This is a genomic window from Bombella dulcis, from assembly GCF_026385505.1.
GTDB lineage: Bacteria > Pseudomonadota > Alphaproteobacteria > Acetobacterales > Acetobacteraceae > Bombella > Bombella dulcis.
Window position 1 is genome coordinate 54,300 of record NZ_JANIDV010000002.1, and the last position, 15,579, is coordinate 69,878.

The following is a 15,579-nucleotide window of genomic DNA, read 5'->3' on the forward strand; positions in this document are numbered from 1 at the left end:
AGTTAGGGGGTGTTGTTTAGCATGAAGCCACCGGGGTGGCACTTAAACCGATTTATATGCATGGTGGTCAATTTTCTGAAAGTGTGACGCAGCAATTTTTTCTTGTCTTTGATGTTAACTTCCACATATAAGAGGAAATTTTTCTGAAAATAAATGACTTATAAGAGTTATTAAAAATAACGATTTACTTGTTATGTCCCCCATCGATAATATAAATCCTACGATGTGTAGTAGTGGCGTATGTGCAGTGCCGATCGTGCGTTGGCGCGTTGTTGCTACGCAATCTGTCGAGATCTTATCCATGAATGGGGAACTGATCAGGATGAAACTGAAAAATTTCGGGGCAGCCCTGCTGATTGCCAGCACGACCCTGACATCTTTCGCCTCTGCTGCTCTGGCAGCCGATGTTCCGAGCCCGAACCAGTACTACTGGCCGAAGGGCATGAATCTGGCCAAGCTGCGTGCTCACGATTCAGAGTCTGATCCGTACGGTTCAGAATATTACACGAGCTATCACAAGAAGTTCGAGCAGCTGAACCTTCAGGAAGTCCGCAAGGACATCGAGAAGGTCATGCTGACTTCTCAGCCCTGGTGGCCGGCTGACTACGGCAACTATGGTCCGTTCTTTATCCGTATGGCTTGGCACAATGCCGGTACATACCGTGCCATCGACGGCCGTGGTGGTGAAGAGGGTGCCCAGCAGCGTTTCGCCCAGTTGAATGACTGGCCGGACAATGCCAGCCTCGACAAGGCCAAGCGTCTTCTGTGGCCCGTCAAGAAGAAGTATGGTGAGAAGCTCTCCTGGGGTGACCTTATCGTCCTGACCGGTGACGTTGCGCTGAACCAGATGGGCTTCAAGACCCTCGGTTTCGTCGGTGGCCGTCCGGATGACTGGCAGTCCGAGCTGATCTACTGGGGTCCGGGTACCACCTTCTTCCCGAACAAGAGCTCCTTCCAGGTCGGTCAGAACGGCACCCTGAAGCACCCGCTGGCTGCCACGCACATGGGTCTGATCTACGTGAACCCGGAAGGGCCGAACGGCGATCCTGATCCGGTCAAGTCCGCTGCCATGATCCGTCTGGCATTCGGCCGCATGGCCATGAACGACGAAGAGACCGTGGCCCTGATCGCCGGTGGTCACACATTCGGCAAGGCTCATGGTGCCCATCCGAACTCCTGCCTGAGCGGCCCGCCGGTTGCCAACGGTGTCGAGCATCAGGGTCTGGGCTGGGCCGATCACTGCATCAAGGGCACGCAGACAGCTGACGATGCCTCCACCAGTGGTCTGGAAGGGTCCTGGTCTGCTGATCCGATCCATTTCACCACGCAGTACATTGACAACCTGCTGAACAATGACTGGGTGCTGGGCACAAGCCCGACCGGTGCTCATCAGTGGCACACCAAGACGGACGACAAGATTGCTCCGGATCCGGCAAACCCGAACGATCCGTCCAAGATGCGTCCGATCATGATGTTCACCACAGACATCGCCCTGAAGACCGATCCGGTTTACCACAAGATCCTTGCTCGTTGGGCTGAGCATCCGAACGAGTTCGCCGATGCCTTCGCCCGTGCATGGTTCAAGCTGGTCGTCCGTGACATGGGTCCGAAGAGCCGTTATTTCGGTAGCGAAGTTCCGAAGGAAACATTCGTGTGGCAGGACCCGGTCAACATGCCGGCCAAGCCGATCAACCAGGCTGACGTCCGTGAGCTGAAGAAGCTGATCGCTGCTTCCGGTCTGTCCGATCGTGAGCTGATCAAGACAGCGTGGGCTGCTGCTTCCTCCCATCGTGTGACCGACCACCGCGGTGGTGCCAACGGTGGCCGTCTGGCTCTGATGCCGCAGAACGGCTGGGCCGTGAACGATCCGGAAGAGCTGAAGACCGTCCTGCCGAAGCTCGAGCAGATCCGTGATAAGTTCAATGCTCACAGTGCCCGCAAGGTTGCTCTGGCTGACATCATCGTTCTCGGCGGTAGCGTTGGTATCGAACATGCTGCTAAGAAGGCTGGTGTAGATATACAGGTGCCGTTTGCTCCGGGCCGTGGCGATGCCACCCAGGACCAGACGGACGTCAATTCCTTCAACCTTCTGGAGCCGACAGCTGACGCCTTCCGTAACTACTACCGTGCAGATGCGGACAATACACCGCCTTTGAACGCTCTGGTGGACAAGGCTGACACGCTGGGTCTGACCATCCCTGAGATGACAGTCCTGCTAGGCGGTTTGCGTACTCTGGATGTTAACAGCGGTCACTCTGCTGCTGGTGTGCTGACGAAGAACCCGGGCGTCCTGAGCACGGACTTCTTCACCAACGTTCTGACGATGGACACACGCTGGCAGAAGGTTGCCGGTCAGGAAGACCTCTATGAGGGTTATGACCGTGCCTCCGGCCAGAAGCTGTGGACAGCCACGGATGTGGACCTGGTCTTCGGTGCCAATCCGGAACTGCGTGCCGTTGCTGAGGTCTATGCCTCCGACGACTCCAAGGCGAAGTTCTACAGCGACTTCGTGAAGGCCTGGACGAAGGTGATGAACCTCGACCGTTTTGACCTGCAGCGTTAAGACTGTTTTTTCTTAACAGGAAAATCAGGAAAACACATTCCGCCGGGGTTTGTCCCCGGCGGTTTGGTAAGAAGTGGAGGATAGTATGTTGAAATTTGCTGGTGGTGCCCTCGCCCTGTTCATGGCAACAGCCCTGTCCGCCACGGCGGCCACGGTTGACGTGAAGATGCTGAGCCACGGTGCTCATGGCTATTCTTTCGAGCCGGCTGTCGTTTACATCCACTCCGGTGACAGCGTGCGTTTCGTGCCGACAGACCCGGGCCATAACGCCCAATCCATTCCGGGCATGACGCCTGATGGGGCCGCACCCATCAACGTGCCTTTCAGCCAGGAAAAGATTGTCCAGTTCACCAAGCCCGGCCTGTACGGGTACAAGTGCCTGCCGCATTTTGCTCTGGGCATGGTGGGTCTGGTTGTCGTCGATAACGCTAACAACGAGGCTCAGGCCCGTAAGGCTCCGCTTTATGGGGCTGCCAAGCGGCGTTTCAATGAGCTGTTCCAGGAAGTGGACAGCAAGAATGACAAGTAAGAGAGTTCTGGCCTGAGGGCCGGAGACTGCTTATTGTTGGGTCGGCCCTTTTTTCCGTTTCATAGTGGCAGGGGGCCGATTTTTTTATTCCATGATTCATGGAGATAAAGCGTGTCAGAAAAAGTGGAAATGATGACTGGCGAGCCATCACGCCATAATGCGGTAAGCATTTTCCTGCATTGGGTGATCGCTCTGCTGGTCTTCTTTATGATCGGCCTTGGCCTGTATATGGACCATGTTCCCGTCAGTAATTCAGGCTTCCTGCATCAGTTTCACAAGTCCGTTGGCATTGTGACCATGCTGTTGATCGTGGTGCGTGTCATCTGGCGTCTGACGCACAAGGCTCCGGCCCTGCCGAAGGACCTGTCGGCAGCACAGCGTGTGGTGGCTGGCGGGATGGAGGGGCTGCTCTATCTGTACCAGATTTTCGTACCGGCCACGGGCTGGCTGATGGTGTCCTCCATGGCCATGCCGATCGTGCTCTTTGGTTTGGTCTCATGGCCGCTGATTCCCCTGCCGCAGAGCGTGATGGATAGTGGTACTCTGGCTGAAGTCATGCCGGACATCCATAACTGGCTTGCCTGGACCTTCGGGGGCTTCATTGCCCTGCATGTGCTGGCCGCCCTCTATCATCGTTTCATCCGGAAGGATCAGGTGGTGAACCGCATTCTGCCCCGTCATGGGTCCGGACGCTGAAAGTTTGAGCAGGCTGTACCCTCATTGACTGGAATGGGGGGTGCCTTCCGGCAGTGGGGGTTGCCAGCGTATATTCCTTTATCCCTTCAGGGGGATGTGGTATCAATCAGCGGAAATGAGCAGGATATAAGGATGACGGCATATCCTCATCCTGCTTTCCAGACCGGTTGCTGCGGTGCTGGGTGGGACACCATCTGGCAGTCATGGAGCTGGGTGGTGGATCACATACAGGCTAGGTACCTGCTGAAGGAAACTCCCAATGGCGTCAGATCACAAGAAGACCCATATCGGCAGCCATAAGCTGCACCCCGAGACACAGATGCTCAATTACGGCTATGACCCCGCCCTTTCGGAAGGGGCCGTGAAGCCGCCTGTGTTCCTGACATCAACATTCGTCTTTCCGACAGCGGAAGATGGCCGGGATTTCTTCGATTATGTCTCGGGCCGGAAAGAGCCGCCGGAAGGCAAGGGGCAGGGACTTGTCTATTCCCGCTTCAACCATCCGAACAGCGAGATCGTGGAAGACCGTCTGGCCGTCTATGAAGAGACGGAGCGGGGTGTCCTGTTCTCATCCGGTATGTCTGCCATTGCGACCACACTGCTGGCCTATACCCGCCCCGGTGATGTGATCCTTCATTCTCAGCCGCTTTACGGTGGTACGGAAACCCTGCTGACCAAAACGATGGACTCTTTTGGCATCAGGTCCGTGGGGCTGGGAAGCTGCGGCGTGGATGAAGCCATCATGCGTGAGGCTGCGGAGCAGGCTGTGGCGGCAGGCCGTGTGGCCCTGATCCTGATTGAGACGCCTGCCAACCCGACCAACGGTCTGGTGGACCTGAAGCTGGTGCGTCGCATCGCCGAGGAAATCGAGGCGAAGCAGGGCAGCCGCCCCGTCATCGTCTGTGACAATACGCTGCTGGGGCCGCTCTATCAGCACCCGCTGAAACATGGGGCTGATCTCTCCCTGTACTCCCTGACCAAATATGTGGGAGGCCATTCGGACCTCGTGGCCGGGGCCGTGCTGGGCAGTGATGCCATGACCCGCCCGGTGCGTCAGCTCCGTGGGGCCATCGGCACCCATCTGGACCCGCATAGCTGCTGGATGCTGGGCCGGTCTTTGGAGACACTGGGGCTGCGTATGGAGCGTGCCACACTCAGTGCACAGCGTGTGGCAGAGTTGCTGCGGGACCATGCTAAGGTCAGCAAGGTGCATTTCCCACCTTTCTATGAGGCTGATTCAGCGGAAGGGAAAGTCTATGCCCGTCAGTGCAGCGGTGCTGGATCGACGTTCTCCTTTGACATTGAAGGGGGAGAGCCTGCTGCTTTCCGTTTCCTCAATGCCCTGAAGATCATGAAGCTGGCTGTCAGTCTGGGGGGTACGGAGTCTCTGGCTAGTCATCCCGCTACGATGACGCATTCCGGTGTACCGAAGGAGGTGCGGGAACGCTTTGGTGTCACGTCCTCTACTGTGCGTCTTTCCATTGGTGTGGAGCATGTTGATGACCTGCTGGTGGATGTGAAGCAGGCTCTGGATGCCGCCTGAAGATCAGTGACTTCTGACCGATGAAAAAAGCCCGTCTCCTTTCGGGAGGCGGGCTTTTTCAGTGTCTGACGGGTTGAAAGATCAGTGTTTCAGCCAACGGGCCAGACTGTTGCCAATGACCTGCATCAGGCTGACCATGATGATGAGGACGACCACGACCCCGAACATGACGGTCGTGTTGAAACGCTGGTACCCATAGCGGATGGCCAGATCACCCAGCCCACCAGCCCCGATGACGCCCGCCATAGCGGAGGCACCGACCATGGTGATGAGCGTGACCGTCACGCCGGTCACCAGCCCCGGCAGGGCCTCGGCAATCAGGACGGAGCGGATGATGGTCATGCGTGTGCCACCCATGGCCCGGACCGCATCCACAAGGCCGGAATCCACCTCCCGCAGGGCCATCTCGGCAATGCGGGCGAAATAGGGAATCCCGGCAATGGAAAGCGGTACGATGGCGGCTTCCGTCCCCAGGGAGGTTCCGGCGATGAAGCGTGTGACGGGGATGAGCAGCACCAGCAGGATGATGAATGGTACGGCACGGACGGCGTCCACCACCATGCCCATGAGACGGGCGGCGAAAGGCAGGCGGTACAGCCCCTGCGGGCCGGTGGCGATCATGAACAGGGCCAGCGGCAGCCCCAGAATGACGGACAGGGCCGTGGAGGCCACGACCATCTCCAGCGTCTGCCATGCGGAATGGAGAATCAGTTTAAGGATGAGAGGGGACATATCCCAGAATCTCCATGTTCTGCGCTGCCGTTTTCAGGTGATCCAGTGCCTGTTCCGTCCTGTCTCCCTCAAAACTGAGGATCATGTCGCCGCTCAGACGTTCGCTGATTGTGGTGACGCCACCCTGTAGCAGGGCAGTCTGCACACCGAACTTTTCATAGAGTGCACTGAAAAGTGGCTCACTGGCACCATTCCCGCTGAGGACAATCCGGATGATGGCCCGGTGGTGACCCTGCGGAGGCGTGGAGACCAGTGTTTCACCCAGAAAGGCTGGCAGGGAAGGCCGGATGTCTGCCAGAAGGGTCTGGAGTGTCCGGTTATTCTGCCCGTCACGGAGGAAGTCCAGCAGGGTTCCGTCTTCGACAAGACGGCCATGATCGAGCACCAGAATCCGCTGGGCAAAGCGGCGGACCACTTCCATCTCATGGGTGATGAGGACGATGGTCAATCCCAGCTTCCGGTTGATGTCTGCCAGAAGGTTCAGGATGGAGTTGGTGGATTCCGGGTCCAGTGCGGAGGTGGCTTCGTCACAGAGCAGCAGTGTCGGGTTGGCGGCCAGGGCACGGGCAATGCCGACACGCTGTTTCTGCCCGCCAGAAAGCTGGGAGGGGTACTTTTTTTCAAAACCCTTCAGTCCGACAAGTTCAAGCAGCTCGGCGATACGGCCTGCCTGTTCCCTGCGGGGGCATCCGGCGATCTGGAGGGGCAGGGCAATGTTGCCCGCTACGGTACGGGATGTCAGCAGGTTGAAGTGCTGGAAAACCAGACCGATCCTGCGGCGGATGCGGACAAGCTGACGCTCCGGCTGTGTCGTGAGGTCCACGCCATCAAGTAGGATATGGCCCTGCTGGGGGCGTTCCAGGGCACAAAGACACCGGAGCAGGGTGGACTTACCCGCTCCGGAGCGACCGATCAGCCCCACGACTTCCCCCTGTTTTACGGAGAAGGAAATGTCCTGAAGGGCTGTATGCTGACCAAAACTGTGCGTGACGTGCTGGATGTCGAGTATGGGGTTCATGACCACGCAGGTGTGACTGTACCGTGATAGATGTCCAGAATGACCTGACGGACATTCGGCTGGTGATAGCTCTCCACCAGTGGCTTGACCCAGTCAGCCTTGGCATCTCCTTCATTGACAGAGATGAAGTTGACATACGGGTTGTTTGCCAGCCCTTCGACGCCAATGCGTTCCTGCTCCGTGATGCCAGCCTTGCGTGCCCAGTCCATGTTGACGACGGCGGCATCCAGGTCAGGCAGGGAACGCCCGACCACACCGGCATCCAGCTCTTCGATGGCAATGTTACGGGGATTGTCGGTGATATCCAGCACCGTAGGAAAGAGGCCACAATCTAATGGCATACGGATCAGCCCTAGAGTTTCCATTACATGCAGGGCGCGGCCCTCGTTGCTGGGGTCATTGGGGATGCCGATGCGGGCATTCTGCGGAATGTCATTCATGGAATGCCACTTGCGGGAATAGAGGCCGATCGGCTGGAAATATGTGTCGCCAACCGGAACGATCCTGTAGCCGTGAGCCTTGATCTGGGCGTCAAGGAAGGGACGGTGCTGGAAGGCATTGGCGTCCACGTCATGCTCGGACAGGGCCTCATTGGGCGTGTTGTAGTCGGAGAAGGGGATGATCTTCAGTGTCAGGCCACGCTGCGCAGCGTTCTGGCTGACGACACGCCAGATGTCTTCATCCTCGCCGGACATGATGCCGATTTTCAGGGTACGGGGATCAGCATGGGCGATTCCGGGGCGGGTCAGACCAAAGGTAGCGGCACCGACCAGCCCTGTTGAAAGGCTCATGAAACGACGCCGGGAAAGGGAGAAAGACCGGGACATAGGAGTACCTTTCAACATTCAGGAGTGGATCAGTACGGTATCATAAACGCTTCTACAGCCGTAGGAAAGCGCCGCCGGGTGTGCATCATGTCATCCTGACGGGGGATGGCCGTGCGTGGGAAGTGTTTTTAGCGGGTCACCCTGTTCTGTCAAGGTAAAGAGATGATCACATGAACAGTTAATGATAAAGGAATATAACGCCTAATGAATATGGGAGATGTTCCTGATGGCCGTTCTATTGGAACAGTCCGGTAGTGAGCGGCCATGACCTCCGGGAGGGGTGGTTAGTCCCCGGATGTGAAAAGATAGAGGCCCGTTGTCGGGGCCTGTTTCGTGATGAGGCGTGCTTGTCCGGTTTCCAGAATGACCTCTCGGATGGAGCCGCCCAGATCACTGACAAAAGCCCGTGTTCCTCTGGTATCGATAGCCAGCCCGATGGCTTCATCCAGCCCACGCAGGACAACTTCGTGGCTGTGGAGGCCCTGACCGTCCACATGGGCCACGTTCAGGCTGTTGCCATCAGGCGGGGCACCACGGTCCGTCCACCAGAGCTTACCGAGAGCCGGGGATACATGCAGGTCGATCGGTTCCGGCAGGCGGTCGGCCAGCAGCTCTACGTCCGTGCGGCTGGCAGGGTTCATGCCTTCGGGCGGGTCCAGTGGCATACGGAAGATGCGCCCGACACCTCCTTTGGGCGGGCCTTTCTGTGTCCAGTAAAGATGGCCGTTCTGGGGGTCCAGAGTGATGCCCACGCACTGAAGGGACACATTCTTCAGGTCATCCGGATAGACGCCCGTCTGGAGAAGGACCTCGACCTCACTGCCATCACGGCGGCACCGCATGATGCGCATGCCCTCACGGTCGCACCAGTAGAGATGCTCGAGTCCGGGCGCGGATGTCAGCTGCTTCGGGGTGACGACCGCACCCTGCCCGACAAGGACCTTATGGTCGCTGCTATCCAGCAGGGCCGATTCTATGGTGCCATCGGCAGCATTTTCGTCCCTGCCCATGTTGGTCCAGTAGATGCGGCCTTCAACTCCATCAATCCATATCCCGTCCGGTATGCCCCAGCCGATGTCGATGTGGGAGAGGACACGGCCATCCCCGATGGAAAGGGCCGTGATCCGGGGGGGCTTGGTCTCAAGCGTATAGAGAACTGTCTTCTGGCTCATGATTTTTTTTCGTCATAAGTGTAGAAACCGCGGCCTGTCTTCACGCCCAGCCGGTTCTCGGCGATCATCTTGCGCAGCAGCGTACGGGGTGCTTCCGGGAGTTCCGGGAAGACCTGCGCATAATGCTCTTCAATCTGGAGAACGATGTCGAGGCCGACCTGATCCATGAGCCTGAACGGTCCCGCAGGCGTGCCCTGTGTCTCACAGTAGATGCGGTCAATCGTTTCCGGGTCCGAGACACCTTCGGCGGCAACGCAGAGCGATTCACGCTTGATCGCAGCCCAGATGCGGTTCTCGATGAAGCCCACGCTCTCTTTTTGGGCGACATAGGGGGACAGGCCCACTTCCTTGAAATACCGGGCCAGGTCCTCAATGAGGCCCTGATCCGTGGAGCCGCAGGACATGAGTTCCACGACCCGTTTTTCAGGCGGCATCATGAAGTGGGTATTAAGGACACGATTCCTGTGCTTCACCTTGCCGACGATCTGGCTGGACGGGAAGGATGAGGAGTTTGTTGCCAGAATGACATCCTCGGCTGTTAGCTGGTCCAGCTGGCCGAAAATGTCCGTCTTGAGTTCCAGCTTTTCGGGAAGGGCCTCAATGACGAGCCATGCGCCATCCACGGCTTTCTCAAGGGTGCTGGCAGCCTTCACGTGACCGGGAGTTCCGCCCTCAATGGAAGGGGCAACTTCCGGCAGGTGTTTCTCGACGAAGGCGAGGGCCTTGCGGGTCGCTTCTTCCTGCCTGTCGAATATGCGGACTTCGCCACCCCGTGTTGCCAGCATCAGGGCAATACGGGACCCCAGCGTGCCTGCGCCCAGGACTGCTGCGGGCTGTTTCGAGGCTTTTGTTTTCAGAAAATCTGTCATGATGCTTTCCTCATAACAGGGCTGGAAGACACCAGCCCCAAGGATTCTTCCTAATAAGAATAGAATAATAAAGTAATAATTCTATTTATTAGAAACTCTGCCATGAAATGTGGTATTGGCACTTATTATTGTCAACATTAATATTCTGTATTATCTGTTATATTCTGAGAGCTGGAAATCTGTCCGGTTCTATTCTGAAAACTGTGCCTCAGTCAGAATGAAGACAGCCAGCCGGAAGTTGTCCTGAAAAGAGAATACGATCCGTGTGTCCGGACACTGAATCAAGAATGGGTTACCAGCCCTGCCATCAGGGAGTGCCTGAACGGGGCTGGTCATGCCCGTTGGCGACTCAGCGTGACTCTGTCAGTTCCGGGGCGAGCTGGGCGGTTCTGAACTCGGTGAACTCATACTGGCCCACGCCGGACGTGATGAACGGGTCTGCGGCCAGAAGGGTTTCCAGCTCCTGCCGTGTGACGCCATCACGGGCAACCAGAACCCCGCCATCACCGGAAATTTTGGGACCGGAGGCCAGCAGGATGCGTTTCTCGAAGAGCGTGGCCAGGAAGGCCCTGTGGGCAGGACGCTGGGCCTGAACGTCTTCCGGGGAGGCAAGGTAGGAAACTTCGGCGATGATCATGTGGAAATGACTTTCTTCTGACGGGAGAGCCTCTTTCTTAGCAGCCCCCGTGACGGAAGAAACGGACAATCTGGCAGGGGCGGGTAGAAGCGGCGGGCAGAATAACGCTTTCATAATATTGGCATTTTTTTTAAGGATGTAGGGGTGCGTCCTTCCGGACTGGAGGGATGTCGTTTTGCAGTCATCTCCGATTGCATGGAGGAAATAGTCATGATCCGTATTCTGATCGCATTTTTTGTCCCCTGGCTGACCTTTTTCACCATCGGTCGTCCGATTGCGGGCATTATCTGCTTGCTGCTCCAGATCACCATTCTGGGCTGGGTTCCGGCTGCCATCTGGGCACTGTTCGCTCTGCGTGCCTATGATGAAGGTCGCTGACCCTTTCAGTCAGGCATGAAAAAACCCCCTGCCCGCAAGGACAGGGGGTTTTTTCATGTCCGGTCATCTCCCCGACCCTGTCGGGGAAACGGGATGAACCGGCAGGGAGAGGATCAGTCCCGGCCCTGTTCATCGGTGGTTCCGGCAGACGCCCTACCGCTGATGAACTTTTCAAGAGCAGGCCCCTGAATATCCACCACCTCGCGGGGATACTGGATGCCAGCCTTCTCGAACCGTTTCTTCATGCGGCGGTTGAACTCCCATTCCACCGTCCAGCGTCCGGCATTGGTCGTGGGATAGACCCCCTTCACGGAGACGGAAGATTCCCCGATGGCAGACACGCCCCAGAGGTCGAAGTCGGCAAGGATGAGGTCCTTATAGGCGGCCTCATTGCGCATTTCCTTGCCGATCTCCACCAGGATGGCGGCGACCTGGTCCGTGTCGCTGTCAATGTCCACCGTGGCGAGGATCATCGCACGGGAGAAGTCACGGTTATAGTTGGTGACCTGGGTCAGGGAGCTGAAGGAGAAGATGTTCATGGAGCCATCATTGGCCCGGACATGAACGGACCGCAGGGAGAGGCGTTCAATCACGCCATAGGTGCCGTTCAGTGTCACGCAGTCTCCGACGGTCAGGGCATTTTCCAGCAGCAGGAAAATGCCACTGATGAAGTCCTGAACCAACTTCTGCGACCCGAAACCGAGAGCCACGCCGAAGATGGAGGCACTGGCGATCAGCGGCCCGGTATCAATGCCCAGCTGGGAGAGGACTGTCAGCCCGATGATGATGGCTAGAACCAGCAGGAACAGGATGCGGAACATTGGTGTCAGCGTTTGGAGGCGGGCAATGCGGATCTGTACATCCCGGCCCTCCTGAAGACCAAGGCGGCGGATGTGATGCTCGATGGTCACATTGGCCACTTCCCAGGCCAGGACACCGATGAACAGGGCCACCAGAATGGTGACGGCTGCCTGGAGGACACGTGGCCCCAGCATGTCATGGCCGAACAGGAGATGGACCGGGGCACCCCATGCCAGCGCAAGGGCCAGAATGGTCAGCACGATGATGATGAGACGGATGACGGCTGTTGCCGCCGGGTAGTAGCGGCGGATGCGGAACAGCGTCTCTTCATTGAGGTTCCAGCCGTCCAGTGCCCGCATGAAGCGTTCCAGCCCGCCATAGGACAGGATGCTGATGATGCGGACGATGATCAGGGCTACCAGCGTGCGAACGAATATCTGGAGGATGAGCTGATATCCGCCATCAATGTCGGCCGCCCAGACCAGCCACAGGGCAAAGTCGAAGAAGAGGGCCACGATCCACCAGCTTCCGGAGACGAGAGCCATGATGGACTGAAGGCGGCGGCTGTTGGCACTGACGCGCTGGCAGGCATGCTGCACCCGTTTGCGGGAACGGATGATCATGACGGCAAGGAAGATGTGGACCACCAGCATGAGGAGCTTCTGCAGCCCGCTGGAGACCGGCAGGGGCAGCTGCATGGCCCGCAGTACGGCCAGGAAGGAGAAACCCCATGCCAGAATGACGCCAATCTGGCGGAAATAACTGAAAATGAAGGCTGAAGAGCTGTCCCGCAGGATGCTGAGCCGCAGCCACGGTGTCTGTGGAGCCAGGAAGATGCGCAGGAGCAGGGTCCATACGCCCAGACCAATGCCGATCAGCCAGGAAATGCTCCAGATGGCAAAGGAGGTCTCTGAAGAGGGAGCCGGGTCCAGCAGCCCCATGAGCAGGGCGACCAGCGGGAAGGTGCAGATGGTGATGAGTTCCAGCACGGCGCAGGCCAGCGTATAGGGCGCGCGGCGCAGGCAGAGCATGAGCTGTGTTAGGGCACCCTGATGGCGGAGGCTGTCCTCGATGCTGGCCTGTATGGCGGCGGCATCCTCCTTGGAGTTTGTCGTGTGGGCCGTCGTCGCATCCCGATCCCGGGCGGTGTTCTCGGTAGCTTCCGTTACTTCGGCACGGGCACGGCGCAGTTTCTTAGCTTCGTGCTGGAACACCTTGTGGTCATGTTTTTTGGCGAGATTGCTGATGCGCCGGTAGAGCGGCCGCAGGATGAAGCGTACCCCGAAGAACAGCAGGTAGCTGCACACCAGCATGATGATGACACGCAGGGTGATGCGGGCGATGCTGGTCTGCAGGGCCGGATCATGGACAATGGCGTGGACCCACGGGGCAATGGCACCGAAATTGATGATGTTCTGATGCAGAATGTGCATCTGCTGGAGGGCACGCTCACCGAAGGCGGCGAGGTTCTCACGGGCCAGATCAATGACGGAGGTATGGTGCGTGTTCTGCCGAGCCTGCGTCAGGTTTTTGAGCGTTGTCAGGAACTGCTGACGCTGGGCGTCATCACTCAGAACCGTGATGAGCTGGTGGGCCTGATCGGCAGACAGTCCCGTGCTGTTTGCTGCCGGAGCGGCAGGTGCCTCTGCATGGGCCGATGAAGGGCTGAACAGGGTCAGGCAGGCCAGAAGCAGGGCCGCCAGCAGGCGGCGCAGCAGCGGACCGGCAGGGGGCCGGTGCGGGGCAGTATCCTTTCCGGGATACGGGATGGTGCCAGTCATATGGATAAGTCTCTCCAAAGGGGATGGATATGAAATGTTCTGCCGCCCTTCTCTCAGAACATCAGTACGATTTTAAGACGGAGTTTCATGAAAAGGATTTTATTTTCTGCGGGGAGACGCCCGGTAGCCTTTCGGGGCAGGACTGCGTCTTCAGGCGGATGTAACGTACCGGCAGTCGTGATGAGATACACTGCCGGTACTGATCTTTAGGTACTGGAGTTAATGTGCCGGATGGGACGCAAGCCGCACGGCCCAGAGCTGGGCCAGATTGTTGGCGGTTCCGTCACCATCCATGCTGCTGAGCAGCTGCATGGCATCGGCAGGGCGGCCACCATCCATCAGGGCCATCCCAAGCGTGAGCTGGGCAAGCTCAGGCTGGTGAGGGTGCTTCGTCAGCCCCTGCTGCATCAGGGCGATGCCCTGATCGACCTGCCCGTTGAGAACGAGATTGTAACCAGCGGTCAGGGAAGGGCCTGCATCGGCTGATTTCCGGGCAGTGTCTACGGCGGCTGAAAGACTCGTGCGGGTTTCTGCGGCACGTTGGGCCACGAAGGCACGGAAATGGGCTTCGGCTCCCGCTCCCGTGCCGAGAAGATGGCGGGCATAGCCTTCATCCAGCAGATTCAGGGCAAGCTGGGGCAGGCCCATCTGCACGGCCCGTTCGGCCATGTCCTGAAACTCGGCCGGGCTGGTCAGCAGGCCGGTATCCAGGCGCAGGCGTTGCAGGTTGAAGACCATGCGGGGCGTGAGGGAGTGGTCAGCCGTCAGATCGTGAATCAGCATCTGCCAGTATTGCGGGCGGGCATGATACTTCACCAGCTTGACGTAGGTGCTGGTCTTGCCCGCACTGTCATGAAGCTGGTCGTAGGCCGTGGCAATCATCTGGAGCTGGTTTTCTGCCGGAACATGACGGGCCTTCTGATCTGCCGCAAGGATGGCACGACCGGCATTCACGACGCCTGCCCAGTCTTTCTGGAGATAGTGGCACTGGAGCAGAAGGGTCTGCATCTGCTCGCTGGGACCGGCTTCCTGAAGGTACCGGCTGGCGGCCTGTGCGGCGGCGGCATAGTCGTGCGCACCATAGGCCAGACTGGCCTGCGCCATGAGCATCTGCTGGCGGGCCGCCGGTGTGGTGCGGCTGTCCCGGATGAGCGTGTCATAGGCCTCCAAGGCCGCAGGAACATTGCCTGCCTGACTGGCCGCCGCCGCCCGCATCTGGGCGATGACATAGCGTTCATAGTCGCTCCTGCCCGGCACGGCATCCGCCGCATTGACGAATTCCAGAGCTTTTGCGGCATGGTGGCTGGCCAGTGCGGCCTGGGCCTGCTGGAGCTGCCTGCCGACATCAGGCCCCAGCTCGTCCTCCGCCTGTGCCGTGCTGACCAACAGCCGGACAGGGGAAAGGCCGGAGATGGCAGGAACACAGGCAAGGGCGGAAACGCCAAGCATTCCGGCCACGAGCCATTCGTGTGCGTGTTTCAGATGTGGCAGGCTCATGATTTACTGTCCTTCTACATACTGGTCCAGACCGACAATACCGAGTTTGGTCACGCCAAGACGCTGGGCATCGGCCATGACATGAGCAACGGTCTTGTAGGTGGCAAGACGGTCAGGACGGATATGTATTTCCGGCTGCTCGCCCGTCATGGGATGTACGGCCCCGTTCAGGCGGGACTGGAGATCATCCTCGGAGGTGACGGGCGTGTCGTTCCAGCTCAGCGTGTTGTCGTAATTGATGCTGATGGTGACGATCTGCGGCTGCACGGCGGAGGGTGGCGGGTCACCCTGTGGCAGGTCGATCGCCACGGAATGGGTCTGGAGTGGGATGGTGATGATGAGCATGATGAGCAGCACCAGCATCACGTCGATCAGCGGCGTGGTGTTGATGTCGACAATGGCTTCATCTTCGTGGGTGCTTTCCGCGCCAACATTCATGGCCATGAGGAAATCTCCAGAAATTGTCCGCCCCGGGCTGCAAGGCCGGACCGGGAGAAAGGAAGAGGAAATCCCCCTGCCACAGGTGGATGACCCGT

General features: G+C 58.3%; 14 protein-coding genes. 5 read left to right on the plus strand and 9 right to left on the minus strand.

Annotated elements, in window-relative coordinates; all coding sequences use genetic code 11:
- The first annotated feature begins 322 nt into the window (after positions 1-322).
- The 4 genes from katG (at position 323) to NQF87_RS03735 (ending at position 5,331) form a co-directional block, all read left to right on the plus strand.
- A complete protein-coding gene (gene katG, locus NQF87_RS03720) occupies positions 323-2,563 on the plus strand; it encodes a catalase/peroxidase HPI (protein ID WP_266127088.1) in 2,241 nt (746 codons plus the stop codon).
- 85 nt (positions 2,564-2,648) lie between these two features.
- A complete protein-coding gene (locus NQF87_RS03725) occupies positions 2,649-3,092 on the plus strand; it encodes a pseudoazurin (RefSeq protein WP_266127089.1) in 444 nt (147 codons plus the stop codon).
- Positions 3,093-3,203: 111 nt separating this feature from the next.
- The gene (locus NQF87_RS03730; RefSeq protein WP_266127090.1) at positions 3,204-3,788 is read left to right on the plus strand and encodes a cytochrome b; all 585 of its coding nucleotides are present in this window, start codon (positions 3,204-3,206) and stop codon (positions 3,786-3,788) included.
- Positions 3,789-4,047: 259 nt separating this feature from the next.
- Positions 4,048-5,331 carry a cystathionine gamma-synthase family protein gene (locus tag NQF87_RS03735; RefSeq protein WP_266127091.1) on the plus strand — a complete coding sequence of 428 codons (1,284 nt, stop codon included), beginning with the start codon at positions 4,048-4,050 and terminating at the stop codon, positions 5,329-5,331.
- 81 nt (positions 5,332-5,412) lie between these two features.
- Here the strand turns inward: NQF87_RS03735 and NQF87_RS03740 are convergent, their stop codons facing one another.
- From NQF87_RS03740 to NQF87_RS03765, 6 genes are all read right to left on the minus strand, one after another.
- Entirely contained in the window at positions 5,413-6,063 is a 651-nt protein-coding gene (locus NQF87_RS03740) for a methionine ABC transporter permease (protein ID WP_266127092.1), read from the minus strand.
- Positions 6,044-7,081: a methionine ABC transporter ATP-binding protein gene (locus NQF87_RS03745; protein ID WP_266127093.1), complete on the minus strand. Its 1,038-nt coding sequence runs from the start codon at positions 7,079-7,081 to the stop codon at positions 6,044-6,046. Before NQF87_RS03745 ends, NQF87_RS03740 begins: the two co-directional genes overlap by 20 nt.
- Positions 7,078-7,908, minus strand: coding sequence for a MetQ/NlpA family ABC transporter substrate-binding protein (locus NQF87_RS03750; RefSeq protein WP_266127094.1), 831 nt, complete (start codon positions 7,906-7,908; stop codon positions 7,078-7,080). The genes NQF87_RS03745 and NQF87_RS03750 overlap by 4 nt, the downstream gene beginning before the upstream one ends.
- Before the next feature lie 284 nt (positions 7,909-8,192).
- The gene (locus NQF87_RS03755; RefSeq protein ID WP_266127095.1) at positions 8,193-9,080 is read right to left on the minus strand and encodes an SMP-30/gluconolactonase/LRE family protein; all 888 of its coding nucleotides are present in this window, start codon (positions 9,078-9,080) and stop codon (positions 8,193-8,195) included.
- Positions 9,077-9,949 carry a 3-hydroxyacyl-CoA dehydrogenase family protein gene (locus NQF87_RS03760; RefSeq protein ID WP_266127096.1) on the minus strand — a complete coding sequence of 291 codons (873 nt, stop codon included), beginning with the start codon at positions 9,947-9,949 and terminating at the stop codon, positions 9,077-9,079. The genes NQF87_RS03755 and NQF87_RS03760 overlap by 4 nt, the downstream gene beginning before the upstream one ends.
- A gap of 349 nt (positions 9,950-10,298) precedes the next feature.
- Positions 10,299-10,700 (minus strand): YciI family protein, encoded by a 402-nt coding sequence (locus NQF87_RS03765; RefSeq protein WP_266127097.1) that lies wholly within the window; start codon positions 10,698-10,700, stop codon positions 10,299-10,301.
- Between the two features lie 99 nt (positions 10,701-10,799).
- Between NQF87_RS03765 and NQF87_RS03770 the strand changes: the two genes are divergently transcribed.
- Positions 10,800-10,964, plus strand: a complete 165-nt coding sequence (locus NQF87_RS03770) for a YqaE/Pmp3 family membrane protein (protein WP_266127349.1) — start codon at positions 10,800-10,802, stop codon at positions 10,962-10,964.
- Positions 10,965-11,077: 113 nt separating this feature from the next.
- Here the strand turns inward: NQF87_RS03770 and NQF87_RS03775 are convergent, their stop codons facing one another.
- The 3 genes from NQF87_RS03775 to NQF87_RS03785 all read right to left on the minus strand — a co-directional run bounded on the left by NQF87_RS03775 (position 11,078) and on the right by NQF87_RS03785 (position 15,487).
- Complete coding sequence (locus tag NQF87_RS03775) at positions 11,078-13,546, minus strand: mechanosensitive ion channel family protein (protein ID WP_266127098.1); 2,469 nt, start codon at positions 13,544-13,546, stop codon at positions 11,078-11,080.
- A gap of 219 nt (positions 13,547-13,765) precedes the next feature.
- Positions 13,766-15,043: a hypothetical protein gene (locus NQF87_RS03780; protein WP_266127099.1), complete on the minus strand. Its 1,278-nt coding sequence runs from the start codon at positions 15,041-15,043 to the stop codon at positions 13,766-13,768.
- Between the two features lie 3 nt (positions 15,044-15,046).
- Positions 15,047-15,487 carry an ExbD/TolR family protein gene (locus NQF87_RS03785; RefSeq protein WP_266127100.1) on the minus strand — a complete coding sequence of 147 codons (441 nt, stop codon included), beginning with the start codon at positions 15,485-15,487 and terminating at the stop codon, positions 15,047-15,049.
- Positions 15,488-15,579: the final 92 nt, after the last annotated feature.